The sequence below is a fragment of the Streptomyces sp. M2CJ-2 genome, assembly GCF_016757295.1.
Classification (GTDB): domain Bacteria; phylum Actinomycetota; class Actinomycetes; order Streptomycetales; family Streptomycetaceae; genus Streptomyces.
Genome location: NZ_JAESIF010000015.1, coordinates 22,777 through 47,239 on the forward strand (window position 1 = coordinate 22,777; position 24,463 = coordinate 47,239).

General features: G+C 72.7%; 23 protein-coding genes. 16 read left to right on the forward strand and 7 right to left on the reverse strand.

The features are described from left to right. Positions 1-20 precede the first annotated feature (20 nt). Complete coding sequence (locus tag JL475_RS14480) at positions 21-1,625, forward strand: MDR family MFS transporter (protein WP_307825051.1); 1,605 nt, start codon at positions 21-23, stop codon at positions 1,623-1,625. A gap of 69 nt (positions 1,626-1,694) precedes the next feature. On the opposite strand, the gene JL475_RS39970 is transcribed toward JL475_RS14480, so the two are convergent. Then, positions 1,695-1,985 carry a hypothetical protein gene (locus tag JL475_RS39970; protein ID WP_237407132.1) on the reverse strand — a complete coding sequence of 97 codons (291 nt, stop codon included), beginning with the start codon at positions 1,983-1,985 and terminating at the stop codon, positions 1,695-1,697. Between JL475_RS39970 and JL475_RS14490 the strand changes: the two genes are divergently transcribed. After that, a complete protein-coding gene (locus JL475_RS14490) occupies positions 1,971-2,858 on the forward strand; it encodes an oxygenase MpaB family protein (protein ID WP_202278008.1) in 888 nt (295 codons plus the stop codon). The two genes, JL475_RS39970 and JL475_RS14490, sit on opposite strands and share 15 nt — an antisense overlap. Before the next feature lie 95 nt (positions 2,859-2,953). On the opposite strand, the gene JL475_RS14495 is transcribed toward JL475_RS14490, so the two are convergent. After that, positions 2,954-3,340: a hypothetical protein gene (locus JL475_RS14495; protein ID WP_202278009.1), complete on the reverse strand. Its 387-nt coding sequence runs from the start codon at positions 3,338-3,340 to the stop codon at positions 2,954-2,956. Positions 3,341-3,564: 224 nt separating this feature from the next. Here JL475_RS14495 and JL475_RS14500 point away from each other — a divergent pair, with 224 nt between their 5' ends. The 14 genes from JL475_RS14500 to hypE all read left to right on the forward strand — a co-directional run bounded on the left by JL475_RS14500 (position 3,565) and on the right by hypE (position 18,488). Then, positions 3,565-5,289 (forward strand): hydrogenase maturation protein, encoded by a 1,725-nt coding sequence (locus JL475_RS14500; protein ID WP_202278010.1) that lies wholly within the window; start codon positions 3,565-3,567, stop codon positions 5,287-5,289. Positions 5,290-5,343: 54 nt separating this feature from the next. Further along, complete coding sequence (locus JL475_RS14505) at positions 5,344-6,432, forward strand: hydrogenase expression protein HypE (protein WP_202278011.1); 1,089 nt, start codon at positions 5,344-5,346, stop codon at positions 6,430-6,432. Positions 6,433-6,508: 76 nt separating this feature from the next. Then, positions 6,509-8,290, forward strand: coding sequence for a nickel-dependent hydrogenase large subunit (locus tag JL475_RS14510; RefSeq protein ID WP_202278012.1), 1,782 nt, complete (start codon positions 6,509-6,511; stop codon positions 8,288-8,290). Continuing rightward, positions 8,287-8,856 carry a hypothetical protein gene (locus tag JL475_RS14515; protein WP_202278013.1) on the forward strand — a complete coding sequence of 190 codons (570 nt, stop codon included), beginning with the start codon at positions 8,287-8,289 and terminating at the stop codon, positions 8,854-8,856. The genes JL475_RS14510 and JL475_RS14515 overlap by 4 nt, the downstream gene beginning before the upstream one ends. Next, entirely contained in the window at positions 8,853-9,503 is a 651-nt protein-coding gene (locus JL475_RS14520; protein WP_202278014.1) for a DUF5947 family protein, read from the forward strand. The genes JL475_RS14515 and JL475_RS14520 overlap by 4 nt, the downstream gene beginning before the upstream one ends. After that, positions 9,500-10,183: a DUF6084 family protein gene (locus JL475_RS14525; RefSeq protein ID WP_202278015.1), complete on the forward strand. Its 684-nt coding sequence runs from the start codon at positions 9,500-9,502 to the stop codon at positions 10,181-10,183. The genes JL475_RS14520 and JL475_RS14525 overlap by 4 nt, the downstream gene beginning before the upstream one ends. Then, entirely contained in the window at positions 10,180-11,586 is a 1,407-nt protein-coding gene (locus JL475_RS14530; RefSeq protein WP_202278016.1) for a hypothetical protein, read from the forward strand. The genes JL475_RS14525 and JL475_RS14530 overlap by 4 nt, the downstream gene beginning before the upstream one ends. Next, positions 11,583-12,095 (forward strand): hydrogenase maturation protease, encoded by a 513-nt coding sequence (locus JL475_RS14535; RefSeq protein WP_202278017.1) that lies wholly within the window; start codon positions 11,583-11,585, stop codon positions 12,093-12,095. Before JL475_RS14530 ends, JL475_RS14535 begins: the two co-directional genes overlap by 4 nt. Positions 12,096-12,366: 271 nt before the next feature. Then, positions 12,367-12,780 (forward strand): hydrogenase maturation nickel metallochaperone HypA, encoded by a 414-nt coding sequence (locus JL475_RS14540; protein ID WP_202278018.1) that lies wholly within the window; start codon positions 12,367-12,369, stop codon positions 12,778-12,780. Positions 12,781-12,821: 41 nt separating this feature from the next. Beyond that, a complete protein-coding gene (hypB, locus tag JL475_RS14545; protein WP_202278019.1) occupies positions 12,822-13,517 on the forward strand; it encodes a hydrogenase nickel incorporation protein HypB in 696 nt (231 codons plus the stop codon). After that, positions 13,514-15,895 carry a carbamoyltransferase HypF gene (hypF, locus tag JL475_RS14550; protein ID WP_307825052.1) on the forward strand — a complete coding sequence of 794 codons (2,382 nt, stop codon included), beginning with the start codon at positions 13,514-13,516 and terminating at the stop codon, positions 15,893-15,895. Before hypB ends, hypF begins: the two co-directional genes overlap by 4 nt. Positions 15,896-15,935: 40 nt before the next feature. Further along, positions 15,936-16,256: a HypC/HybG/HupF family hydrogenase formation chaperone gene (locus JL475_RS14555; protein ID WP_202278020.1), complete on the forward strand. Its 321-nt coding sequence runs from the start codon at positions 15,936-15,938 to the stop codon at positions 16,254-16,256. Next, positions 16,253-17,392, forward strand: a complete 1,140-nt coding sequence (gene hypD, locus JL475_RS14560) for a hydrogenase formation protein HypD (RefSeq protein WP_202278021.1) — start codon at positions 16,253-16,255, stop codon at positions 17,390-17,392. Before JL475_RS14555 ends, hypD begins: the two co-directional genes overlap by 4 nt. A 55-nt stretch (positions 17,393-17,447) precedes the next feature. Further along, positions 17,448-18,488 (forward strand): hydrogenase expression/formation protein HypE, encoded by a 1,041-nt coding sequence (gene hypE, locus JL475_RS14565; protein ID WP_202278114.1) that lies wholly within the window; start codon positions 17,448-17,450, stop codon positions 18,486-18,488. Between the two features lie 105 nt (positions 18,489-18,593). On the opposite strand, the gene JL475_RS14570 is transcribed toward hypE, so the two are convergent. From JL475_RS14570 to JL475_RS14590, 5 genes are all read right to left on the reverse strand, one after another. Further along, positions 18,594-19,967, reverse strand: a complete 1,374-nt coding sequence (locus JL475_RS14570) for a deoxyribodipyrimidine photo-lyase (RefSeq protein WP_202278022.1) — start codon at positions 19,965-19,967, stop codon at positions 18,594-18,596. 4 nt (positions 19,968-19,971) lie between these two features. Then, positions 19,972-21,588: an SDR family oxidoreductase gene (locus JL475_RS14575; RefSeq protein WP_202278023.1), complete on the reverse strand. Its 1,617-nt coding sequence runs from the start codon at positions 21,586-21,588 to the stop codon at positions 19,972-19,974. Between the two features lie 150 nt (positions 21,589-21,738). Next, positions 21,739-22,500: a polysaccharide deacetylase family protein gene (locus JL475_RS14580; RefSeq protein WP_202278024.1), complete on the reverse strand. Its 762-nt coding sequence runs from the start codon at positions 22,498-22,500 to the stop codon at positions 21,739-21,741. Between the two features lie 42 nt (positions 22,501-22,542). Beyond that, positions 22,543-23,445 (reverse strand): DMT family transporter, encoded by a 903-nt coding sequence (locus JL475_RS14585; protein ID WP_202278025.1) that lies wholly within the window; start codon positions 23,443-23,445, stop codon positions 22,543-22,545. A gap of 13 nt (positions 23,446-23,458) precedes the next feature. Next, on the reverse strand, positions 23,459-24,304 hold the full coding sequence (locus tag JL475_RS14590) for an SDR family oxidoreductase (protein WP_202278026.1): 846 nt from the start codon (positions 24,302-24,304) through the stop codon (positions 23,459-23,461). Positions 24,305-24,463 lie beyond the last annotated feature (159 nt).

Consider the following 24,463-nt stretch of genomic DNA (forward strand, 5'->3'; position numbering starts at 1 on the left):
ACTGCTGCGAAAGAACCGACGTGAACTCAACACCGGCGCCCGTGGAGGCGTCACCCACCGCCATGACCCACCGGCAGATACTCCAGGCCATGTCGGGGCTGATGGCGGGCATGTTCGTCGCCATCCTGGCCGGCACCGTGGTCGCCAACGCGCTCCCGCGCATCATCGCCGACCTGGAGGCCAGCCAGTCCTCCTACACCTGGGTCATCACCGCCGAACTGCTGGCGATGACGGCGACGGTGCCCCTGTGGGGCAAGCTCTCGGACCTGTTCAACCAGAAGCTGCTGCTCCAGCTGTCCCTGTCCCTGTTCATCGTGGGCTCGCTGCTCGCGGGCTTCTCGCAGGAAGTGGGACTGCTGATCTTCAGCCGCGTGGTGCAGGGCATCGGCGCGGGCGGTCTCACGGCTCTGGCGCAGGTCGTGATGGCGGCCATCATCCCGCCGCGCCGGCTCGGCAAGTACGCGGGCATCTTCGGTGCCGTCTTCGCGGTCGGCACCGTGGCCGGACCGCTCATCGGGGGTGTCCTGGTGGACACGTCCTGGCTCGGCTGGCGCTGGTGCTTCTTCATCGGGGTGCCGTTCGCGCTGCTCGCCATCGTGCTGCTGCAGCACACCCTGAAGCTGCCCACCGTCCGCCGTGAGGCGAGGATCGACTTCCTGGGCGCCTTCCTGATCGTCGCGGGTGTCTGCGCCCTGCTCATCTGGGTCACGCTCGCGGGGACCGAGTTCGACTGGATCTCGTGGCAGACCGCCGCGCTGGCCGGCGGGGGAGTGCTGCTGCTGATCGCCGCGGTCGTCGTCGAGGCGCGCGTGCCGGAACCGATCATCCCTCTGCGCATCTTCCGCAACCGCACCGTGACGCTCACCACCGTCGCCAGTCTCCTCGTCGGTGTGGCCATGTTCGGCGGCACCGTCTTCCTCTCGCAGTACTTCCAGATCTCCCTGGGCAAGTCCCCGACGATCGCGGGTCTGATGAGCCTGCCCATGATCCTGGGCCTGCTCGTCTCCTCGACCGTCGCCGGGCAGATCATCACCAAGACCGGCCGGTGGAAGGTGTACCTGGTCGCGGGCTCCGTCATCATGACGGCGGGCCTCGGGCTGCTGTCCACCATCGACGTCGACACCCACTTCGGCCTGCTCAGCGCCTACATGGCGATCATGGGCATCGGCGTCGGCATGCTGATGCAGAACCTGGTGCTGGCCGCCCAGAACGACGTTCCCGCGACCGAACTGGGCGCCGCCACCTCGGTGTTGTCCTTCTTCCGGAGCATGGGCGGCACCATCGGCACCAGTGTGCTCGGGGCGATCCTCGCCAACCGGGTCGCCACCGAGATGACCAGGAGCCTGACGGAAGCGGGCATCCCGGCCGGTGCGAACGAGTCCGGCGGGGGCGGAGTGCCCGACATGGCGACGCTGCCCGGGCCGATGCGGGAGATCGTGGAGCGCGCCTACGGGGTCGCCACCGCGGAACTCTTCCTCGTGGCCACGCCCGTCGCGGCCCTCGCCGTGGTCGCCGTGCTGTTCATCAGGGAGAAGCCGCTGAAGGACACCAGCGGCATGGAGCGGCTCACCGCGGAGTCCGCGGACTCCGCCGGTACGGCGGCATCGACGGTCGGCGTCGGCTGAGGCGCACGCCCCGTGGGGCGGTGGGGTGCGGAGGCCCTCCGGCGAAACGCCGGAGGGCCTCCGCAGTCGCTACGCGCCCTCGGCGGACTCGCCCGGCTCAGGAAAGATCTCCTCCGTGTCGTCCTTGACGGCGGTCGGCAGGGTCGGCTTGGCGTCGCGGCTGGAGCCGATGGAGGATGGGAAGGAGGACACGCCGTCCGCGGTGATCTCCTCGGCGTGCACCTTGAACGCGGTGCCGGACACCGCGAAGGAGGCGGCGGTCTCCCTTCGGGCGGAGGGCGGTGCCCACGGCCCCACGGCCAAGGAGCAGGGGACGAGCACGACGGCCCATCGGAGCGTGGTGACATGGTCGGCGAGCACGCGCGCACCGGCCCGGACACGGGCCCCGCACCCGGCCCGGACGCCCACTCCGAGCCCGTCCCGTTCGCGCCGGGCTCCCTCCTCTGGGACATCGCCGGTGACGTCCGGCTCCTGCTCTCCCTGCCGGCCGCCCTGGTGCTCCAGGTCGCCCACCCGGCGGTCGGCGCGGGCGTCGACGACCACTCCGTGTTCCGCACCGACCCCTGGGGCCGGGCCGAGCGCTCACTGAACTCCCTGCAACTGTGGGTCTACGGCGGCGAACAGGCCCTCGAGGAGGGCCGCAGGCTCCGCGAGCTGCACAGGACCATCAGCGGCACCGACACCCGGGGCCGCGCCTACCACGCACTCACCCCCGCCTACTACGCCTGGGTGCACGCCACCGCCTACCCCGTCTTCCTGAGGGCCGCCCGGTACCTGTCCGATCCGCTCGACGAGCCGGACGCACGCCGCCTCTACGACGAACTCCTCAACCTCGGGGCCATCCTCGGCATCAAGCAGCGCGACATGCCGCGCACCCCGGAGGAGTTCTGGCCGTACTTCGACGCGATGGTGCGCGAGGAACTGGAGAAGACGGCCGTCGTGACGGAACTGCTCGACCCACGGCGGCCGATCCCGCCGCCGGACGGCGCGGGCACGCTCCTGCGCCGGCTCTGGCCGGTGCTCCGCCCGCCCCTGGCGCGGCTGCACGTCTTCGTGACGACCGGTCTGCTGCCGCCCACCGTCCGTGACCACCTCGGCCTGGCATGGACGGCACGTGACGAACGACGACTGCGCCGCCTGGGCGCCGTCGTCCGCACGGTGGTCCCGCTCCTGCCCGAGCGCCTGCGCTACCTGCCCACGGCTCGGGCAGCCCGCCGTGCCGCCCGGAGGTGACCTCGGTCCCGGTGCGACGTGGCCCGGACGGCCGGTGACCGTTTCCCGGTCACCCCCGGTGATGTGGGCGCGGGGTGCACACCGCACGCCCGGCGTCAGCCGGGGCGGCGCCGGTCCTTGTCCTTGCCCGGGTCGACGCCGGTGAAGGCGGAGTCGTCCCTGGTGCCGCTCGGGCGCCCTGAACGGCCCCGGCGCCCGGTGTCGCGCATCCCCTTCTCCGCGTCGTCGCCGTACTCCTCGCCGCCCTTCGTGGCGCGCTCGGCCGTGTCCCCGGGGACGGATCCACGTTCCTGCTTGGACTTCCTGCGTCCCTTGCCTGCGGGCGGGGCGTGCTCGTCCGGGTGGAAGGAGCGCCGGGCGCTCGGGTTGTCCTGCTGGCGTGTCTCGTCGACGTCGGGGGCCCAGCCGTGCTGCTCGGTGCCCTTGTGCGGGCTCGGGCCCTCACCGCGTGAAGGCTGCGACGACTTCTCTTTCCTGGACATGTGCCGTCCTGCCTGTCGGTTGTCGTGTCGGCCACCCTGCCGAGTGCCCGATATTCACCAATTGTCCCCTTTAGTAGCGAGTTCGCCTCCCGGCCAGGTGGAGCCGAAGTGTCACTCGTGCGAGCGATGCCCGGGGGTCATGCCACCACCGGAGGGCGCAAGGGTCCGACGATCCCCGAACGGCCCCGGTACGACGGCGGCCGCGCCTTCGAGGGAGAGCCGCCATGCGTATTTTGCTCGTCGCCAGCGCGTACAACAGCCTCACGCAGCGTGTCCACGCCGAGCTGGCCGAGCTGTCGAAACGTCGCCACACCGTCGTCGTGGAGGTCACACCGCACGGCGAGGACGTGCGCCGTGCCGTGCACCGGCACGATCCCGACCTGGTCGTGGCTCCCATGCTGAAAGCCGTCGTGCCGCCGGACGTCTGGGCGGCGCGGACCTGCCTGATCGTCCACCCCGGTCCCGTGGGGGACCGTGGGCCGTCCTCACTCGATTGGGCTGTCCAGGAGGGCGCCGGAGAGTGGGGCGTCACCGTGCTGGAGGCCGTGGCCGAGATGGACGCCGGCCCTGTGTGGGCGACGACGAACTTCACCGTGCCGGACGTGGCGAAGAGCGACCTGTACCGGGGCGAGGTGTCCGACGCGGCACTGGAAGCCGTCCTGCTCGCGGTCGACCGGTTCGCCTCCGGCACGTACGTACCCCGGCCGCAGGACGACTTCCCCCGCCTGCCGGGTGCCAGGACCCGGCCGCCGCTGCGGCAGCGGGACCGGGAAATCTCCTGGGACACGGACTCCACCGACACCGTCCTGCGCAAGCTGCGCGCCGCGGACTCCCAGCCGGGCGTGCGCGACGAACTTCTCGGCCGTGAATGGTTCCTGCACGGCGGCCACGCGGAGGACCGGCTCCGCGGCCGCCCGGGTGAGCTGCTGGCGACCCGCACCGGCGCGATCTGCCGGGCCACGGCGGACGGCGCGGTCTGGATCCCGGAGCTGCGGGCCCGCACCGGCCCGGGACGCCCCCGGGCCTGCAAACTGCCCGCCACCCTCGCCCTCGCCGACCGCCTGCCCGCCCTGCCCGAAGCCCCCGCGGCACCGCAGCCACCTTCCGGAGCCCGGACCTGGCAGGACATCCGCTACCGGGAGGAGGGGCCGGTCGGCTTCCTGTCCTTCTCCTTCCCGGGCGGTGCCATGGGCACCGACCACTGCCACCGGCTGCTGGACGTCTACCGGGCAGCCTGCTCCCGCCCCACCAGCGTCCTCGTACTGGGCGGTGGCCGGGACTTCTTCTCCAACGGCATCCACCTGAACGTCATCGAGGCGGCGGCCGACCCGGCCGCCGAGTCCTGGGCCAACATCAACGCCATGGACGACCTCGTCGAGGCCGTCCTCACCACGACCGACCGGTTCGTCGTCAGCGCGATCGGCGGCAACGCGGCCGCCGGCGGGGTCATGCTCGCCCTGGCCGCGGACGAGGTCTGGTGCCGCTCCGGTTCGGTCCTCAACCCGCACTACCGGCTCATGGGCCTGTACGGCTCCGAGTACTGGACGTACACCCTGCCCCGCCGGGTGGGCGCCGCCACGGCGGAACGGCTCACCGGCGAGGCCGCGCCGCTGACGGCCTCGGCGGCGCTCGGCATGGGGCTCGTCGACCGGGTCCTTCACTGCGGCCCGGACGACTTCACCGACAACGTCACCCGAACGGCCGCACATCTGGCGGCCCTTCCCTCCGTTCAGACGCGTCTCGCGGCCAAGAAGGCGGAAGCCGAGCGCCGGGAGGCCACCTCACCTCTCGCCCGCCACCGGGAGCAGGAACTCGCCCGCATGCGGAGCATCTTCGACGACCCGGCGGCCCCCCACCACGCCCTGCGCCGGGCCTTCGTGCGCAAGGAATCCGCGGCCACCGACGGAGGCGGTCCGGATGCGGGCCCCGCCGGACGGGCCGACTGTTAGCAGAGAACGAAGATCCGAGCACGAGTCTTGCCGCACCCTTCAGGAGGCGTTCCCATGAACGCAGCATCGCCGACCACGGTCGAGGAGCCCGGCGCGACGGGCACGTCCGACTCCGAAGAGAAGCCGATCCACATCCTCTGGATCAACGCCGGGCTGAGCTGCGACGGCGATTCCGTCTCCCTGACCGCAGCCATGCAGCCGAGCATCGAGGAGATCGCGCTCCAAGGGCTGCCGGGTCTGCCGAAGATCGCGGTGCACTGGCCGCTGATCGACTTCGAATGCGGTCCGGTCGGCGGAGCCGACACGTTCATCGAGTGGTTCTTCAAGGGCGAACGCGGAGAGATCGACCCCTTCGTCCTGGTCGTCGAGGGCTCGATCCCCAACGAGGCCATCAAGCAGGAGGGGTACTGGTGCGGCTTCGGTGACAATCCCGAGACCGGGCAGCCCATCACCACCAGCGAATGGATCGACCGGCTGGCGCCCAAGGCCCTGGCCGTCGTCGCCATCGGCACGTGCGCCACCTACGGCGGCATCCACGCCATGGCGGGCAATCCCACCGGCGCGATGGGCGTGCCCGACTACCTCGGATGGGACTGGAAGTCGAAGGCGGGCATCCCCATCGTGTGCGTGCCCGGCTGCCCGATCCAGCCCGACAACTTCGCCGAGACGCTGACCTACCTGCTCTACCAGGCCGCCGGCTCGGCGCCGATGATCCCGCTCGACGACAAGCTCCGGCCGACCTGGCTGTTCGGCGCCACCGTGCACGAGGGCTGCGACCGGGCCGGCTACTACGAGCAGGGGCAGTTCGCCACCAGCTACGACTCGCCCAAGTGCTCGGTGAAGCTCGGCTGCTGGGGACCCGTCGTCAAGTGCAACGTGACCAAGCGCGGCTGGATGAACGGCATCGGCGGCTGCCCGAACGTGGGCGGCATCTGCATCGCGTGCACCATGCCGGGCTTCCCCGACAAGTTCATGCCGTTCATGGACGAACCGCCCGGCGCCAAGGTCTCCAGCACCGGGAGCGGCGCGTACGGCGCCGTCGTCCGCAGGCTCCGCACGATCACGGCGCGGACCGTGGACAAGGAGCCGAGGTGGCGCCACACGGGAGACAAGATCACCACCGGCTACCGGCCGCCGTGGTGACAGCGCCGTTGGCGACAACCCCACACACCGAACCCACCACCCGCGCGAACAGCTGACGAAGGGCACCGCACGCACCATGGCATCGACGACGACGACCGGTGACGGAACCGGCCTGGTGGAGATGGCCTGGGATCCGATCACCCGGATCGTGGGCAGTCTCGGCATCCACACGAAGATCGACTTCAAGCAGAAGCGGGTCGCGGAGTGCTACAGCACCTCCTCGGTCTTCCGCGGCTACAGCGTCTTCATGCGCGGAAAGGACCCGCGCGACGCGCACTTCATCACCAGCAGGATCTGCGGCATCTGCGGTGACAACCACGCCACCTGCTCGGTGTACGCGCAGAACATGGCCTACGGCGTGAAGCCTCCGCACCTCGGAGAGTGGATCATCAACCTCGGCGAGTCCGCCGAGTACATGTTCGACCACAACATCTTCCAGGAGAACCTGGTAGGGGTCGACTACTGCGAGAAAATGGTCCGCGAGACCAACCCCGGCGTCCTCGAACTCGCCGAGCGCACCGAGGCCCCGCACGCGGCCGACCACGGGTACCGCACCATCGCCGACATCATGCGCTCCCTCAACCCCCTCGAAGGCGAGTTCTACCGTGAGGCGCTGCAGGTCAGCCGCTACACCCGGGAGATGTTCTGCCTGATGGAGGGCCGCCATGTGCACCCCTCCACCCTGTACCCCGGCGGCGTCGGCACCGTCGCCAGCGTGCAGTTGTTCACCGACTACCTGAGCCGCCTCATGCGGTACGTGGAGTTCATGAAACGTGTCGTCCCGCTCCACGACGACCTGTTCGACTTCTTCTACGAGGCACTGCCGGGATACGAGGAAGTGGGCCGCCGCCGGGTGCTGCTGGGCTGCTGGGGAGCGCTCAACGACCCTGAGCACTGCGACTTCACCTACGCCAACATGACCGACTGGGGCCGGCGGATGTTCGTCACCCCCGGCGTCATCGTCGACGGCAAGCTCGTCACCAACGACCTCACCGAGATCAATCTCGGCATCCGCATCCTGCTGGGCAGCTCGTACTACGAGGACTGGCAGGGCCAGGAGCAGTTCGTGACGAACGACCCGCTCGGCAACCCCATCGACCCGCGGCACCCGTGGAACCAGCACACCATCCCGGCTCCGCAGAAACGGGACTTCGACGACAAGTACAGCTGGGTCATGTCCCCGCGCTGGTTCGACGGCAAGGAGCACCTCCCCCTCGACACCGGAGGCGGCCCCCTCGCCCGGCTGTGGTCCACCGCGCTGTCCGGTCTCGTCGACATCGGGTACGTCAAGGCCACCGGCCACAGCGTCGTGATCAACCTGCCGCGCACGCTGACCAAGCCGGAGACCACCTTCGAGTGGAAGATCCCCCAGTGGAGCAACGCGCTGGAACGCAACCGCGCCCGCACGTACTTCCAGGCGTACGCGGCCGCGGTCGCCCTGCACTGCGCCGAGAAGGGCCTCGAAGAGGTCCGCGCCGGGCGCACCCAGACGTGGGAGAAGTTCGAGGTGCCGGACGAGTCGATCGGCGTCGGTTTCACCGAGGCGGTCCGCGGTCTCCTCTCGCACCACATGGTCATCAGGGACGGCAAGATCGCCAACTACCACCCGTATCCGCCGACCCCGTGGAACGCCTCGACCCGCGACACCTACGGCACCCCCGGCCCCTACGAGGACGCGGTGCAGAACACGCCGATCTTCGAGGAGAACCCGCCCGAGAACTTCAAGGGCATCGACATCATGCGCACCGTGCGCAGCTTCGACCCCTGCCTGCCCTGCGGCGTCCACATGTACGTCGGTGGCGGGAAGACCGTGAAGTCGATGCACGTGCCCACCGGGCTGAGCGGACTCGCCGGATGAGCACGACGACCGCCACCACCGCGGAGCAGGCCGGCCGGCGGGTCGAGGAGATCCTCGACCGGCTCGCCGGCGCCGGGGACCCCCAGGCGAGCCGGACCGCCGAGGAACTGGTGCGTGTCCTCATGGAATTCTACGGCGCCGGGCTCGCCCGCGCCGTGGAACTCCTGGGCGCAGGGAGGTCCGGCGACCCGCTGGACCCGCTGCTCGGCGACGAACTCGTCGCGAGCCTGCTCGTGCTGCACGGGCTGCACCCCGACGACGTGCACACCCGCATCGCCCGTGCCCTCGGCGGTCTCCCGCACGCCGTCGAGAACGCGGGCTTCGACCCGGCGGCCGGCGTGCTGCGCCTCAGGACCACCGCCGCCACGGGCTGCGGCTGCCCCAGCACCCAGGAGTCCGTCCGGCAGGCGGCCGCCGACTCGCTCGCCTGCTTCGCCCCTGAGGTGACCGCCGTCGAGCTGGAACCCGCCGACGCCTCCCGCGAACCGGTGCTGCTCCAGATCGGCACCGCGCCGCCGGACCCCGGCACGGGCGGTCGCCGCCGGCCGTCGGCCACCGCGCCGTGAGCGCGCACGGACCGCGGCGCACCGCCGACCGCCGCGGCCTGAGCCGCTTCACCACCCCCCGGCCGCCCCGCGAGGAACAGTGCGAACTGTGCGGGGCGCCCCTCGCCGGTGAACGTCACCCGCACCTGGTCGACACCGAGAAGCGCGCGCTGGCCTGCGCGTGCGGTCCCTGCGCGCAGTTGCTGGACCGCTCCGGCGGTTCGGGAGGCCGCTTCCGCACGGTACCCGGCCGCTGCCTGAGCGACCCCGACCACCGGCTCGACGACAACGCCTGGGACCGACTGCGCATCCCGGTCGGCGTCGCCTTCTTCTTCCACAACTCCGCCCTCGACCGGCTGGTCGCGCTCTATCCGAGCCCGGCCGGAGCGACCGAGAGCGAACTGGAGTCGACCTCCTGGCAGGCCGTCCTCGCCGGGACCCGCCTCGCCGCACTGCTCGAACCCGACGTGGAGGCCCTGCTGTTGCGCCGGCACCACGGTCGCACCGAGTGCTATCTGGTGCCGATCGACCTCTGCTACGAACTGGTGGGCCGGATGCGCCTGCGCTGGCAGGGCTTCGACGGAGGCGCGGAGGCCCGGGCCGACCTCGACGCCTTCTTCACCCACGTCCGCGACCGGGCCCGCGCCCTCCAGGGGAGCAAGCCGTGACCGAGTTCTCAGGGTCCGCAGAGTCCCCGGGGTCCGCAGAGTCCTCAGGGTTCTCCTTCAGCTGCACCGGAGTGCGCGCCGACGCCTACGCGGCAGGCCCCACCCTGGTGTTCCGGCTGCGGATCACCGCGTCCGGGGCGACCCGCGTCCACGCGCTCGCGCTGCGCTGCCAGATCCGCATCGAACCCGCCCGCCGCGGCTACGACGACACCGAGGCCGCGGCACTGACCGACCTCTTCGGCGAACGCTCCCGATGGGGCAGCAGCCTCAACCCCGTGCAGTTCGCGCAGGTCCCGGTGATGGTCCCCGGGTTCACCGGCGAGATCGAGACCGACCTGGTCGTGCCCTGCACGTACGACACGGACATCGCGGCGTCGCGGTACCTCCAGGCCCTGTCCGAGGGGGAGGTTCCGCTGCTGATGCTGTTCTCCGGCACCGCGTTCACCGGCGCCGGCGGCTTCCACGTGGAACCCGTCCCCTGGGACAGGGAGACCACCTTCCGCCTGCCGGTGAAGACCTGGCGGGAGATGATCGAGCAGCACTTCCCGGGCTGCGGCTGGATCCGGCTGCCGCAGGACGCCATGGACGCGCTGCTCGCCTACCGGTCGCGCCACGCGCTGCCGTCGTGGCAGGCGACCGTCGAGACGCTGCTCGACGCGGCGGGGGAGAGGACACCATGACCACCACCGCGTTCACCCCCGACACCGAGGCCCGTCTCGCCGTCGCCCGCCAGGTCGCGGACGCCGTCCTCTTCGAGGGCTACGTGCTCTACCCGTACCGGGCGTCGGCCGCCAAGAACAGGCTGCGCTGGCAGTTCGGCGTGCTCGTACCGCCCGCCTGGTGCGCGGCGGCCGAGGAACACGACTTCCAGCACACCGAATGCCTGATGGAACCGAGGAGCGGAGCCACCCTCGCCGTCGAGGTCCGCCTCCTGCACACCCGACGGCGCGTCGTCCAGCAGGCACACGCCGACGGGACGTACGAGACGGTGCGCGAACTGCACCTCGACGACCGGGTCCTGGTCCCCTGGGACGAAGGCCTGGAGGAGAAGGTCGACATCGCCCTGCCGGTGGCCGAGTTGACCGGCGACGGGGTGACCGTCCCGTTCACCCGGGCCGCCGCCGAGGAGACCGAGCCCGTCACGGACGCCGACGGGCGGCCCGTCGGGCGCCTGGTCTGCCGCCGTGAGGAGATCAGCGGCGTCGTCCGGCTCTCCACGACCGAACTGGACGGTCCGTACCGCACGCAGCGCCTGCGCGTGGTCGTCGAGAACACCAGCCCCTGGCTGCCCGACGACACCGACGACCGCGACGCGGCGCTGCCGTACTCGCTGGTCGCCAGCCACGTGCTCCTGCACCTGGACGCCGGGGCGTTCCTCTCCATGACCGACCCGCCCGAGTGGGCGAAGGGCGCCGTCGCGGCCTGCCGGAACCTGCACACCTGGCCCGTGCTCGCCGGCGAACCGGGCCGTGCCGACCTCGTACTGTCCTCGCCGATCATCCTCGAGGACCATCCCGCCATCGCCCCCGAGAGCCCCGGCGCGCTCTACGACGCCACCGAGATCGACGAGATCCTCGCGCTGCGCACCATCGCCCTCACCGACGAGGAGAAACGCGAGGCCAGAGGCACGGACGCACGTGCCGCGGCCGTGATCGAACTGGCGGACACCATGCCGCCGGAGGTCCTCGAACGGCTGCACGGAGCGGTGCGGAGCCTGCGGGAGGCCACCGGCCCGCCGGACGCGGGGGACGACCCGCAGGGCGTGTTCCGCCCCGAGAGCCCCTGGTGGGACCCGGGCGGCGACACCGCGGTCGATCCCGACCGTGACCACGTCACCGTCGACGGCCGGGAGGTACGCGCGGGCTGCCGCGTCGTCCTGCGCCCCCGGCTGCGGCACACCGACGCGCAGGACCTGTTCCTGAGCGGCCGCAGCGCACTGGTCGAGGCCGTACTGCACGACGTCGACGGAGGCGTGCACATCGCCGTGACCGTGGAGGACGACCCCGGCGCCGACATCCGCCGCGAACAGGGCCGGTTCCTCTACTTCCAGCCCGACGAGGTGGAAGCCCTGGAGGACGCGTGACCCCCACCGCACCACCCGGCGCCCGCACCCTCGTGGCCGGGGTCGGCAACATCTTCCTCGGGGACGACGGCTTCGGCGTCGAGACCGCGCGCCGGCTCGCCCGGGAGGAACTGCCGACCGGTGTCGAGGTGGCCGACATCGGCATCCGCGGTGTGCACCTCGCCTACCAGCTCCTCGACGGATACGACACGCTCGTCATCGTCGACGCGACCGCACGCGGCGGCGAGCCCGGAACGCTGTACCTGATCGACGCCGGGACGCCGGACGGCACCGGTCCGGCGGCGGACGTCCCGCTCGACGGGCACCGCATGTCACCCGACGCGGTCCTCGCCCTGCTCGCCACCCTGTGCGCCGGAACCGGCGCCACGCCCCCGCGCCGCACCCTCGTCGTCGGCTGCGAACCCGCCTGCCTCGACGAGAGCCTCGAGCTCAGCCCCCAGGTCGCCGCCGCCGTACCGGAGGCGGTGCGGATGGTGACCGACCTCGTCCGGCAGGAGGCCGCCGTATGACACGCCGTCGCAGAAGGAACCGCGGAAGGAACAAGGAGCATCCCGTGAAGAAGACCCTCATCGGCGTCACCGCCGCCGTCACCGCCGTCACCGCCGCCACCGCCCTCGTCAGGGGAGTCCTCCCCGACATCAGGCGCTACCTGCGGATGCGCAGGATGTGAACCGAACGGCGTACGCAGGCGTGTGATCCCGGCGCGCCGGTCGGCCGGCCCGGGGGAGCGCGTCTGTAATGGGCGCCGGACAGGCAGCCACGGGCCCAGGACGGAGACCGATGCACGAGATGTCCATCGCGCTGGCCGTCGTCGACCAGGTGGAGCAGGCGGCCCGGCCCGCCGGGGCCACGGGCGTCGCACGCGTGGCCCTCGAGGTGGGCGAACTGGCCGGTGTCGTACCGGGCGCGCTCGCCTTCTGCTTCGAACTGGCCTGCGCCGGCACCGTCCTGGAAGGCGCCGAACTGACCACCCGGACCGTCCCCGGTACGGCACGCTGCACCGGGTGCGGCGACGTGTGGGAGGTCGGCATGCCTCCCCGACTGCTGTGCCCCGTCTGCGGACAGGCCGCGGCCGAGCTGCTCTCCGGCCGCGAACTGCGCATCAGCGAGGTGCGGTGGGCCGCCCAGGAACGACAGGCCGCACCGGAACAACAGTCCGCGCCGGCCGTGCCGCGGTCGGCCGACGCCACGTGAACCCGTCTTCGAGGTAACCCGTCTTCGAGGTGAGCCGAACCATGTGCAAAGTCGTCGATCTCCAACAGGCAGTCCTCGCCAAGAACGCGACCGTCGCCCGGCTGCTGCGCTCCGAACTGGCCGCCCGCGGCACCACGGTCGTCAACCTGCTCTCCAGCCCCGGCAGCGGCAAGACCGCCCTGCTGGAACGCGAACTGCTGCTGGCCCGGGAACGCGGAGTCACCGCCGCCGCGCTCACCGCGGACCTGGCGACCGAGAACGACGCCGAACGGCTCGCCCGCTCCGGCGTCCCCGTCAAACAGGTCCTCACCGACGGGCTGTGCCACCTGGAGGCGGACATGCTCGCCGGGCACCTCGACGGCTGGCTCCCCGAGCACACCCGGCTGCTGTTCGTGGAGAACGTGGGCAACCTGGTCTGCCCGGCCTCGTACGACCTCGGTGAATCGCTGCGGGTCGTGCTCGCCTCCGTGACCGAGGGGGAGGACAAGCCGCTCAAGTACCCGACGGCCTTCGGCCTCGCCCAGCTCGTGATCGTCACCAAGACCGACCTGGCCGTCCCCGCCGAATTCGACGAGGCGGCCTTCCGCGCCAACGTCCAGCAGGTCAACCCCGGCGTGGAGGTGGTCCTCACCTCGGTGCGCACCGGAGCGGGCGGGGGCACGCTGCTCGACCGGGCGCTCGCGGCGGCGCAGGGCACCGCGCCCCACGCCCCGGTGATGGCCCGGGTACAGGCGTGACCGCTCCCCAGCCCGTGGCCGACCGCACGCCGGCCCCGCGGCGCAGCCGGGTCGTCGTGCGGGGCGTGGTGCAGGGCGTCGGCTTCCGGCCGTACCTGTACACCCTGGCCACCGAACTCAGGCTCTCCGGCCATGTGACCAACACCGCGGACGGCGTCGTCGTCGAGGTCGAGGGCGACCCCTCGTCCGTGGACCGGTTCTGCGCGCGCATCGCCCCCGACGCCCCGCCCTTGGCGCTCGTCGAGTCGGTCGACGCCACCGAGGTGCCCACCACCGGCGCCGACGGGTTCGCCATCGTCCCCTCACGCGCCGGCGGCCCCGCCCGCACGCTCGTCTCGCCGGACACCGCGACCTGCGACGACTGCCTCGCCGAACTCGCCGACCCGGCGGACCGGCGCCACCGCCACCCGTTCATCACCTGCACGCACTGCGGGCCGCGGTTCACCATCGTCACCGGCCTCCCCTACGACCGCGACCACACGACCATGGCCGGCTTCCCCATGTGCGCCGACTGCGCCCGGGAATACGCCGACCCGGCCGACCGCCGCTTCCACGCGCAGCCCGTGGCCTGCCCCGCCTGCGGGCCGCGGCTACGGCTGACCACGGCCCCCGGGAAGGGCGGCGGCCCCGAACCCGCCGACCCGATCCGCGCCGCGCGCGACCTGCTCGCCGACGGAGCGATCCTCGCGGTGAAGGGCCTGGGCGGCTACCACCTGGCCTGCGACGCGACCGACTCCCGGGCCGTGGCCGAACTGCGCCGCCGCAAGGCCCGCGGGGACAAGCCGTTCGCCCTGATGGCCGGGGACGTCGCCGACGTCGCCCACCTGGTCCACGCCGGACCGGCGGAGCGCGACCTGCTCACCGCCAAGGAGCGGCCCATCGTCCTGATGCGGCGTCGCCGCACCGGCGCCCCGGACCCCGGCCGTCCGTGGCCCGCCCGGGAGGTCGCCCCCGGCAGCCCCGACCTCGGCGTCATGCTCCCGTACACACCCGTGCACCACCTGCTGCTCGAAGCCGACGACCACGGTTCCACGCAAGCGCGACTGCTGGTGATGACCAGCGGCAACCTCGCCGGCGAACCCATCGTCACCGACGACGCGGAGGCGCTGGAACGGCTGTCCGGCCTGGCGGACGCCTGGCTGCTGCATGACCGGCCGATCCACGTACCGTGCGACGACTCGGTGATGCGGATCTGCGACGGCGAGCCGCTGACCCTGCGCCGCTCCCGCGGTCACGCCCCGCTGCCGCTCACCCTGCCCGTCCCCGTCGCTCCGGCGCTCGCCGTCGGCGGTGACCTCAAGAACGCCTTCTGTCTCGGTGAGGACCGCAGGGCCTGGCTGTCGGCGCACATCGGGGACATGGACGACCTCGCCACCCAACAGGCCTTCGCACGCGCCGAGCGGCAACTGGAGGCGATCACCGGGGTACGGCCCGCACGTCTCGTCGCCGACCGCCACCCCGCCTACCGCTCGGGCCGCTGGGCCGAACGGCACGCCGCCGGGCGGCCCGTCCTGCGCGTCCAGCACCACCACGCCCACGTCGCGTCCGTCATGGCCGAGCACGGCCTCGACGGCAGTCACCCCGTCCTCGGGGTCGCCTTCGACGGCACCGGCCACGGGGACGACCGGGCCGTGTGGGGCGGTGAGTTCCTGGCAGCGGACTACACCGGCTTCTCCCGCTTCGCGCATCTCGCCTACGTGCCGCTGCCCGGCGGGGACGCCGCCGTCCGGCGCCCGTACCGGATGGCCCTGGCCCATCTGCGCGCCGCGGGCATCCCGTGGGACGGGGACCTGCCGTGCGAGGCCGCCTGCCCGCCCGACGAACTCCGCCTTCTCGAGCAGCAGTTGACGCGCGGGCTGAACTGCCTGCCCACATCGAGCATGGGCCGCCTCTTCGACGCCGTGTCCTCCCTCGCCGGAGTGTGCCACCACGCGGGGTACGAGGCGCAGGCCGCCGTCGAACTCGAGGCCGCCGCGGTGACGGAAGACGCCCGCGCGGACGACGCCCGCTACACCTTCCGGCTCACCGGCGGGGACGGCACCCCCCTCGCCGCCGATCCCGCGCCCCTGCTCACCGCGGTCGTCGACGACGTGCGGGGCGGCGTCCGGCCCCGCCTCGTCGCGGCACGCTTCCACCACGCCGTGGCCGGGCTCGTGCACGAGGTGTGCAGCCGGGCACGCGGCGAACTCGGCCTGGAGACGGTGGCCCTGACCGGCGGGGTGTTCGCCAACGTGCTGCTCTCGTCGGCGTGCGCGACGCGGCTGCGCGGCGACGGCTTCACCGTGCTGCGCCACCGGCGCGTCCCACCCAACGACGGAGGGCTCGCCGTGGGCCAGCTCATGGTGGCCGCCCGTACCGGAGCCGCCGACACCGAGTGACGGAGCCGGGCCCGAACACGTAACAGTGAGGAGAAAACGCATGTGTCTTGCGGTACCCGGCAGAGTGCTGGACGTCGAGGACCGGGACGGAACCCGTATGGCCACGGTCGACTTCGGAGGAGTCGTCAAGGACGTGTGCCTGGAGTACCTGCCGGACCTGAAGGTCGGGGAGTACGCCATCGTCCACGTCGGGTTCGCGCTCCAGCGGCTCGACGAGGAATCGGCCCGCAGAACCCTGGAGCTGTTCGAGAACCTCGGCATGCTCCAGGAGGAGTTCGGCGACCCCTGGGAACAGGCAGCGGCCCAGGGCCCCGCGCAGCAGCCCCCGCACCACACCACCGCCCCGGAGGTACAGCAGTGAAGTACATCGAGGAGTTCCAGGACCCCGACCTCGCCGAACGGCTGCTGGACGACATCCGGGCCACCGTCACCCGCCCGTGGGCGCTGATGGAGGTCTGCGGCGGCCAGACCCACACCATCATCCGGCACGGCATCGACCAGCTCCTCCCCGAGGAGGTCGAGCTGATCCACGGCCCCGGCTGCCCCGTCTGCGTCACCCCGCTCGAGGTGATCGACAAGGCACTGGAGATCGCCTCCCGCCCCGACGTCGTCTTCTGCTCCTTCGGCGACATGCTCCGCGTGCCCGGCACCGGACGCGACCTGTTCCAGGTGCGCGGCACCGGCGGAGACGTCAGGGTCGTCTACTCCCCGCTCGACGCGCTGCGCATCGCCCAGCAGAACCCGGACCGGCAGGTCGTCTTCTTCGGCATCGGCTTCGAGACGACCGCTCCGCCCAACGCGATGACGGTGTACCAGGCGCGCAAGCTCGGCATCCGCAACTTCAGCCTGCTGGTCTCGCACGTACGGGTGCCGCCGGCGATCGAGGCGATCATGCAGTCGCCGGACTGCCGGGTGCAGGCGTTCCTCGCCGCCGGACACGTGTGCAGCGTCATGGGGATGGACGAGTACCCGGAACTCGCCGAGCGCTTCGGCGTGCCCATCGTCGTCACCGGGTTCGAACCGCTCGACATCCTGGAAGGCGTCCGCCGTACCGTCCGCCAGCTGGAACGCGGCGAGCACACCGTCGACAACGCCTACCCGCGCGCCGTGCGTCCGGAGGGCAACCCGGCGGCCCGGGCCATGCTCGACGACGTCTTCGAGGTCACCGACCGCGCCTGGCGGGGCATCGGCGTCATCCCGGACAGCGGCTGGCGGCTGTCCCCGCGCTACCGCGACTACGACGCCGAGCACCGCTTCGCCGTCGACGGCATCGCCACCCGCGAACCGGCAGCCTGCCGCAGCGGCGAGGTGCTGCAAGGGCTGATCAAGCCGCACGAGTGCGAGGCGTTCGGAACCACCTGCACCCCGCGCTCACCGCTCGGCGCCACCATGGTCTCCAGCGAGGGCGCCTGCGCCGCGTACTACCTCTACCGACGGCTCGAGCTGAACACCCCGGCGACGCCGGCCGCGTCCCTGGAGGGCAGCCCCGTTGTCTGACACCACCGGCACCGTCCCCGGCGCCGTCCGGCAGGCCGAGGACACCCGCCCGGACATGCTCAACTGGACCTGCCCCGCACCGCTGCGCGACCAACCGCGGATCGTCATGGGCCACGGCGGCGGCGGAGCCCTGTCCGCCGAGCTCGTCGAGCAGCTCTTCACACCCGCCTTCGGCGGTCCGGCACCGGCGGCGCTGACCGATTCCGCCGCCCTGGAACTCGGCGGGGCCAAGCTGGCCTTCTCCACCGACTCCTTCGTGGTGCGCCCGCTGTTCTTCCCCGGCGGCAGCATCGGGGACCTAGCGGTCAACGGGACCGTCAACGACCTCGCCATGAGCGGGGCCCGCCCCGCCTATCTGTCCTGCGGCTTCATCCTCGAGGAGGGCACCGGTACGGACGTCGTCGGACGGGTCGCCGCGGCGATGGGCGCCGCCGCCCGGGCCGCGGGGGTGGAGGTCGTCACCGGCGACACCAAGGTCGTCGAGGCCGGCCACGGCGACGGCGTCTACATCAACACCTCCGGCATCGGCCTGATCCCCTCAGGCGTGGACCTGCGGCCGGGGCGGGTGGTCCCGGGCGACGTCGTCCTCGTCAGCGGGGCGATCGGCGTCCACGGGGTGGCGATCATGAGTGTGCGGGAGGGTCTGGAGTTCGGGGTGGAGATCCTGAGCGACTGCGCACCGCTCGGAGGCCTCGTCGAGGCGATGCTCGCCGTCACACCCGACCTGCACGCCCTGCGGGATCCCACCCGCGGCGGACTGGCCGCCTCGCTCAACGAGATCGCCGCCGCCTCCGGCACCGGGATCGTGGTGCGAGAACGCGCCGTGCCCGTCCCCGACGCGGTGACCAACGCGTGCGCGGTCCTGGGGCTGGACCCGATGTACGTGGCCAACGAGGGGAAGCTCGTGGCGTTCGTGCCGCCCGCCCACGCGGACGCGGTCCTGGCCGCCATGCGCGCCCATCCCCTGGGCGCCGAGGCCGCGATGATCGGCGAGGTGACCGACGCGCACCCCGGTATGGTCGTCGCCCGCACCGCACTGGGCGGCACCAGGGTGGTGGACATGCCCCTCGGCGAGCAGTTGCCGCGGATCTGCTGAGGACCGCCGGCCACGGTCCCGGGACTACGGGTCCGCAGGGCGGTCGGGGCTGCCGTGCCCGGCTCGCATCCCGTGCCGTGCGAGCCGGGCACGACGTTTCCCTCCTCAGTCCCGGCCGCGTGCGTGCTTGAACCGTGCCAGGCCGTCCGCGAGGTCGATCAGCGGCCCGGGGTAGTCCAGGCGTGCGCGCTCACGCTCGGGCAGCAGCCACGGTTCATGGATGTGCTTGCCCGCCACGTCCCGTAGTTCCGGCACCCATCGGCGTACGTACGCTCCCCGCGGGTCGAAGCGTCTGCCCTGCGCGACCGGGTTGAGCACGCGGTGGGGGCGGGTGTCGGTACCGGTTCCGGCGACCCACTGCCAGTTGAGCTGGTTGTTGACGATGTCGCCGTCCACGAGCAGGTCGAGGAAGTGCCGGGCGCCGATCCGCCAGTCCACGTAGAGGGTCTTGGCCAGGAAACTGGCTGCCAGCAGGCGTGCCCGGTTGTGCATCCAGCCCTCGTGGCGCAGTTGGCGCATCGCCGCGTCGACGACCGGGTATCCGGTACGGCCCTCCCGCCACGCGGCGATGTCCTCGGCCGCCTCCTCCTCGGTGCGCCACCGGTCGTGCCGGGTGCGGTAGTCCCGGGCGGAGGCCGCCGGTCGTGCCGCCAGTACCTGGTGGTGGAAGTCGCGCCAGCACAACTGGCGCACGAACGCGTCCGCCCCGGGCCCGCCGTGCGCGCGGGCCCGCCGGACGAGTTCCACCGGCGAGAGGGCTCCGAAGTGCAGGTACGGCGACAACCGGGAGGTCGCGTCGCCCGCCAGGTCGTCGTGGCGGTCCTCGTACCCGGACAGGTCCTCGCGGGCCCAACGGGAGAACCGCTCACGCCCCCGCGTCTCCCCGCCGGACGGCAGGTCGGGGGAGACGCCGGACAGCCCGTCGCGGGACGGCAGCGGCTCGCCGCGCACCGCTTCCGGGACGCGCACGGTGCGCGGCGTCGGACAGGTGTCCCGCAGCCGCTCCTGTGACCAGCGGCGGAAGTAGGGCGTGAACACGGCGTAGTGGTCGGAGCCGGCCGGAGTCACCGTCCCCGCGCCCACAGCGGTGATCACGCCGTCGTGCACGCGCAGTGCCACGCCGTGGTCGCCGAGTTCCTTGCGCAGCCGCTCCTCCCGGCGCTGGGCGTATCCGGTGACCCCGGCGGCCATGTGCACCTCGAAGGCCCGGCACTCCGCGGCGAGCGCGCGGACCTCCCGCACGACCGGCCCGGTACGCACCACCAGCCGGCCGCCGCGGCGGCGCAGCGAGGCGTCGAGGTCGGCCAGGCAGTCGGCGAGGAAGGCGCTGCGGTTGGGTGCGTCGAAGCCGGTCGCGTGGACGCCCGGGTCGCGTACGAACAGCGGCACCACCTCGTCCGCCGCCGCGAGGGCGGCGCGCAGCGGGGGATGGTCGTGCAGACGCAGGTCCGAGGTGAACAGGACGACCGCGACGGTCATGGCGTCACTCCTGGTGTCGTGAGGCGGTGCTGTGCGTGCTGTTTCCGGATGCTTCGCCCCGCGGGGGAGTGCCGGACGCGGTCGGCGAGGATCCGACCCTGCGCGCGCTCATGCCCTTGGCCGCGGCCTGGGTGATGTTGCGGGCCATGCCGCCGAAGACGACGGCGTGGAAGGGGGCGACGGACCACCAGTAGGCGTGGCCCGGCAGACCGCGTGGGTGGAACAGCGCGCGCTGCCGGTAGCGGGTGCGGCCCCCGGCGTCCGTCTCGGCGTACATCTCCAGCCATGCCAGGCCCGGCAGTCGCATCTCCGCCCGCAGCCGCAGCAGCCGGCCGGGCTCGATCTCCTCCACCCGCCAGAAGTCCAGCGAGTCCCCGACCCGCAGGCGCTCGGCGTCACGCCGTCCGCGCCGCAGCCCGACCCCGCCGACGAACCGGTCCAGCCAGCCCCTGACCGCCCAGGCAAGCGGGAAGGAGTACCAGCCGTTGTCGCCGCCGATGCCCTCGATCACCTTCCACAGCGCCTCGCGTGACGCGTCGACCGGCAGCTGCCGTTCGTCCTGGTAGAGGCTGCCGCCGGCCCAGTCCGGGTCGGTGGGCAGCGGATCGCTCGGGGCCCCCGGTACGGACGCCGACGACCAACGGGTGGCCACCTGCGCCTCCCGCACCCGCCGCAGGGCCAGCGCCAGCGCCTCGCCGAACGGCAGCGGCCGGCCCGGGGCGTCGGGCACGTACCGGGCGATGTCGTGCTCCTGGCAGACCACCTCGTGCCGCAGCGACTCCGTCAGCGGCCGGGCGATGGCGGCGGGCACCGGGGTGACCAGGCCGATCCACAGACTGGACAGCCTCGGGGTGAGGACCGGCACCGGCACGATGAGCCGCCGCCGCAGCCCGCCGACGGTGGCGTACCGGCGCATCATGTCCTGGTACGTGAGGACGTCCGGTCCGCCGATGTCGAACGCCCGGTCGACGTCGTCCGGCATGGTGGCCGAGCCGACGAGGTAGCGCAGTACGTCCCGTACCCCGATGGGCTGGGTCCGGGTGTTCACCCAACGGGGGGTCACCATGACCGGCAGCCGCTCGGTCAGATAGCGCAGCATCTCGAAGGAGGCCGACCCGGAGCCGATGACGACCGCCGCCCGCAGCACGGTGGCGGGCACCGGGGCGTCGAGGAAGATGCGCCCGACCTCGGCCCGGGACCGCAGGTGCGGGGAGAGCGACCCCTCGGGCACGTCCGGCGGGGTGAGCCCGCCCAGGTAGACGATCCGCCGCACGCCGGCGGCGTGCGCCTGCCCGGCGAAGACACGGGCCGCACGGCGGTCGGTCTCCTCGAAGCCGGAACCGCCCGCGAGGGCGTGCACCAGGTAGTACGCGACGTCGATCCCGTGCATGGCCGCGGCGACCGAGTCCGCGTCCGTGACGTCGCCCCGCACCGTCTCGACGTCCCCCGCCCAGGGATGGTCACGGAGTTTGTCCGGGGAACGGGCCAGGCAACGGACGCGATGGCCGGCCTTCAGCAGTTCGGGTACCAGACGCCCGCCGATGTACCCGGACGCCCCGGTGACCAGACAGTGCAGCCGTTCTGTTTCCTGCCGTCCTCGCCGTCCGTCCATGTCCACCATGGTTCCTCCCTGTGCTCGTCCCGATGGTCCCCCTATCGCCGATCATGGCCGCAACAGCGCGACCGCGCCCGTCGCGGCGAAGTCGGCCGACGGCCGGGACGCAGGAGGCGACCGGCCGCCCGCACGGTCCGCCCGGGCGCAGGCCTCCGCTCACCGGAGCCGGTGCGCGGCGGGGGACATCCCGTGTTCGGCGAGCGGACCGACCGACAGGCCCGCATCGCGGCAGCCGTCCACGATGCCGGGCAGGGCACCGAGCGCGGCCCGCCAGCAGGCCGGGGCCGACATCCTGTCCGTGTCGTGCAGGAGGACGGTGCCGCCGCCGCGCAGACCGGCCGCGACGGCCGAGCGCACCGACGCCGGGGTGGCCCCGGCCGTCCAGTCCCTGCCCCAGGCGGTCCACAGCACCGGCCGCAGGCCCGCCGTACGGGCGGCCGCCCAGCGCCCGGAGGTGAGGATGCCGTAGGGCGGGCGGTACCAACGGGGGCACCGGCCGGTCAGGTCCCGGACCGCGCCGACCGCCCGCAGCAGGGCACGCACGTCGTCCGCCGGGGCCGGCCGCCAGGGATGCTCGTGGCTCCAGCCGTGCACGGCCAGTTCGTGCCCGCGGCGGGCGGTCTCACGCACCACGGAGGGATGCCGTACGACGCTGTCGCCCAGGACGAAGAAGGTCGCCCGGACCCCGATCGCCTCCAGCGCGTCGAGGAAGCACGGGGTGGACTCGGGATCGGGTCCGTCGTCGAAGGTCAGCGCGACGTGGGCGGGACGTCCGACACCGGCGAGACGTGGGAAACAGCGGCGCACCACGGGCAGCCAGGTGGCCGCCGGGGCGATGTGCGCCGCGGCGACGGCGGCGAGCGGAGTCAGCACGGCCGCCGCGCGCCGGGCGGGGGAGCGGCCGGGGGACGTGGGCATCGGCTGTGCCTCCTCGCCGTGTGTTCGGGGTGTTCGGGATTCCTACGGCACCGGCCGGACCGAGTCGGTACCCGGATGCCGCGCCGCGGTGTCCCAGCTGCCGGAGACCGACGGGGCGCGGGCCAGCCCGGCGGCGCCCACTCCCATGAGCACCACGCCGACCACCGCGGGCACCACCCGCACGCCGAGCGTGATCTGCTCCCCGAACAGCGCCCACCCCAGCACCACGCTCGTCAGCGCGTCGCCGAGGGTCAGGGCGGGCTGGGACGCCGCCAGCGTCCCGGCCCGGAAGGCGCTCTGGAGCAGCAGAAAGGCGACGGCTCCGGCGGCGGCGGTGGCGTACGGGGGCCACGACGCCAGCAGGGCGCCCAGCCCGTCCGGGAACCTGCCGGTCACTTCCTTGAGCAGTGCCGCGGTCAGGGCGAACAAGATCGCGGACGCCAGCCCCAGCAGCGCCGCGCGCGGTGCGCCCCGCACCGCGCGGGCCGCCGCCACCAGCGCCGCCACGAGCCCCAGCACCACGGCCGCGACCACCGTCCACAGCCCCGCGGAGGCCGTGGACCGGCCGGCGGCCGGAGCGACCGAGGTCAGGAACATCGCCAGCCCGGCGGCCAGGGCGGCGAACGCCAGCCAGATACCGCGGTCCGGACGACGGTGGAAGACCACGCTGCCGACGACCAGGGTGAACAGCAACTCGGCGACCATGAGCGGCTGGACCAGCGCGAGACTGCCCATCCCCAGAGCCGCCGCCTGCAGAACGGTGGACAGCGCGAGCAGCCCGGCACCCGCCACCCAATGGGGCCGCAGCAGCACGCGCCCGAGCCAGCGGGCGGCCTGGCGCAGCCCCGCACCGCCCTCCGGTTCCTCCGCCGCGGCCCGCCGCTGCAGCACCGAGGACGAGGCGTTGGACAGCGCCGCCAGCAGGGCCAGGACGACGACCAGCACGCCGTACCACCGCTCAGTCGAACGCGGTGGCGAGCCGCCGGTACAGGGCTGGTGCCGCGCCGCGCACCCGGACGGGCAGACGCAGCCAGCCGGGGACGTAGACCTCGTCCCGCCCCCGGGAGACCGCGCTCCACACGGCGTCGGCGACCCGCGCGGGTGGCACCGGCCTGGGCCACGACCTCCGGTAAGGGACGCCGCGCCGTTCGAAGAACGGCGTGTCCACCACTCCCGGCACCACCAGGCTGACCGCGACGCCGCTGCCGCGCAGCTCGTACCGCAGGGCGTCGGCGAAGACGGCCAGCGCCGCCTTGGCCGCCGAGTACACGGCTTCGCCCCGCACGCCCACCATCCCCGCGACGGACCCGATGAGCACCACACGCCCGGAGCCCGCCTCCACCATGTGCGGCACCAGCTCACGGACCAGGCGCAACGTGGTCAGGAGGTCGACCTCGACGACCTCCTCGAGGGCGGACGGGGGCATGGCGCCGAAGTCCCCGGCCCAGCCGACACCGGCGCCGGCCACCAGAAGATCCACTCGACCGGTGTGCTCGAGGGCGAACCGGGTCAGCTGCCGCTCGGCACCGGGCCGGGTCAGATCCGCCGGGAAGACCGAGGCCGGGGCCCGTTCCGCGACTCGGTGGAGGCCTGCCGCGTCCCGCCCGTTGAGGACGAGACGCCACCCTTTCGCGGAGAGCGTTCGGGCCACGGCGGCACCGATGCCCGAGGAGGCGCCGGTCACCAGCGCCGCGCCCGGACGCCCGGCTCCGCCGGCCGGGGACCCCGGCACCGCGTCGGCCGGGGCGACGGACGTCCGGGAGAACAACACGTCGGCTGTGCCGTCACGAGAAGCGTGGGACATGGGCTGCACCTTGGCTGCGAGGGAGAACACCCGAGAGGCCGCCCCCGCGGCCGCTCCCGGCGTTCGGCGGGGTACCCCGAGAAGTATCCCGGGCCCGGCCGCCGAAACGCGGGGGAGCAGGTTTCACCGACACAGCGGAAGGGGACCCGCCACCCCGTG

Coding starts and splice junctions, on each gene's coding strand:
- hypE (WP_202278114.1), top strand. CDS start 17,448: ATGCTCAACTGGACCTGCCCCGCACCGCTGCGCGACCAACCGCGGATC.
- JL475_RS14590 (WP_202278026.1), bottom strand. CDS start 24,304: ATGTCCCACGCTTCTCGTGACGGCACAGCCGACGTGTTGTTCTCCCGG.
- JL475_RS14515 (WP_202278013.1), top strand. CDS start 8,287: ATGAGCACGACGACCGCCACCACCGCGGAGCAGGCCGGCCGGCGGGTC.
- JL475_RS14540 (WP_202278018.1), top strand. CDS start 12,367: ATGCACGAGATGTCCATCGCGCTGGCCGTCGTCGACCAGGTGGAGCAG.
- JL475_RS14490 (WP_202278008.1), top strand. CDS start 1,971: ATGGTCGGCGAGCACGCGCGCACCGGCCCGGACACGGGCCCCGCACCC.
- JL475_RS14510 (WP_202278012.1), top strand. CDS start 6,509: ATGGCATCGACGACGACGACCGGTGACGGAACCGGCCTGGTGGAGATG.
- JL475_RS14555 (WP_202278020.1), top strand. CDS start 15,936: ATGTGTCTTGCGGTACCCGGCAGAGTGCTGGACGTCGAGGACCGGGAC.
- JL475_RS14505 (WP_202278011.1), top strand. CDS start 5,344: ATGAACGCAGCATCGCCGACCACGGTCGAGGAGCCCGGCGCGACGGGC.
- JL475_RS14570 (WP_202278022.1), bottom strand. CDS start 19,967: ATGACCGTCGCGGTCGTCCTGTTCACCTCGGACCTGCGTCTGCACGAC.
- JL475_RS14530 (WP_202278016.1), top strand. CDS start 10,180: ATGACCACCACCGCGTTCACCCCCGACACCGAGGCCCGTCTCGCCGTC.
- JL475_RS14575 (WP_202278023.1), bottom strand. CDS start 21,588: ATGGTGGACATGGACGGACGGCGAGGACGGCAGGAAACAGAACGGCTG.
- JL475_RS14580 (WP_202278024.1), bottom strand. CDS start 22,500: ATGCCCACGTCCCCCGGCCGCTCCCCCGCCCGGCGCGCGGCGGCCGTG.
- JL475_RS14500 (WP_202278010.1), top strand. CDS start 3,565: ATGCGTATTTTGCTCGTCGCCAGCGCGTACAACAGCCTCACGCAGCGT.
- JL475_RS14495 (WP_202278009.1), bottom strand. CDS start 3,340: ATGTCCAGGAAAGAGAAGTCGTCGCAGCCTTCACGCGGTGAGGGCCCG.
- hypB (WP_202278019.1), top strand. CDS start 12,822: ATGTGCAAAGTCGTCGATCTCCAACAGGCAGTCCTCGCCAAGAACGCG.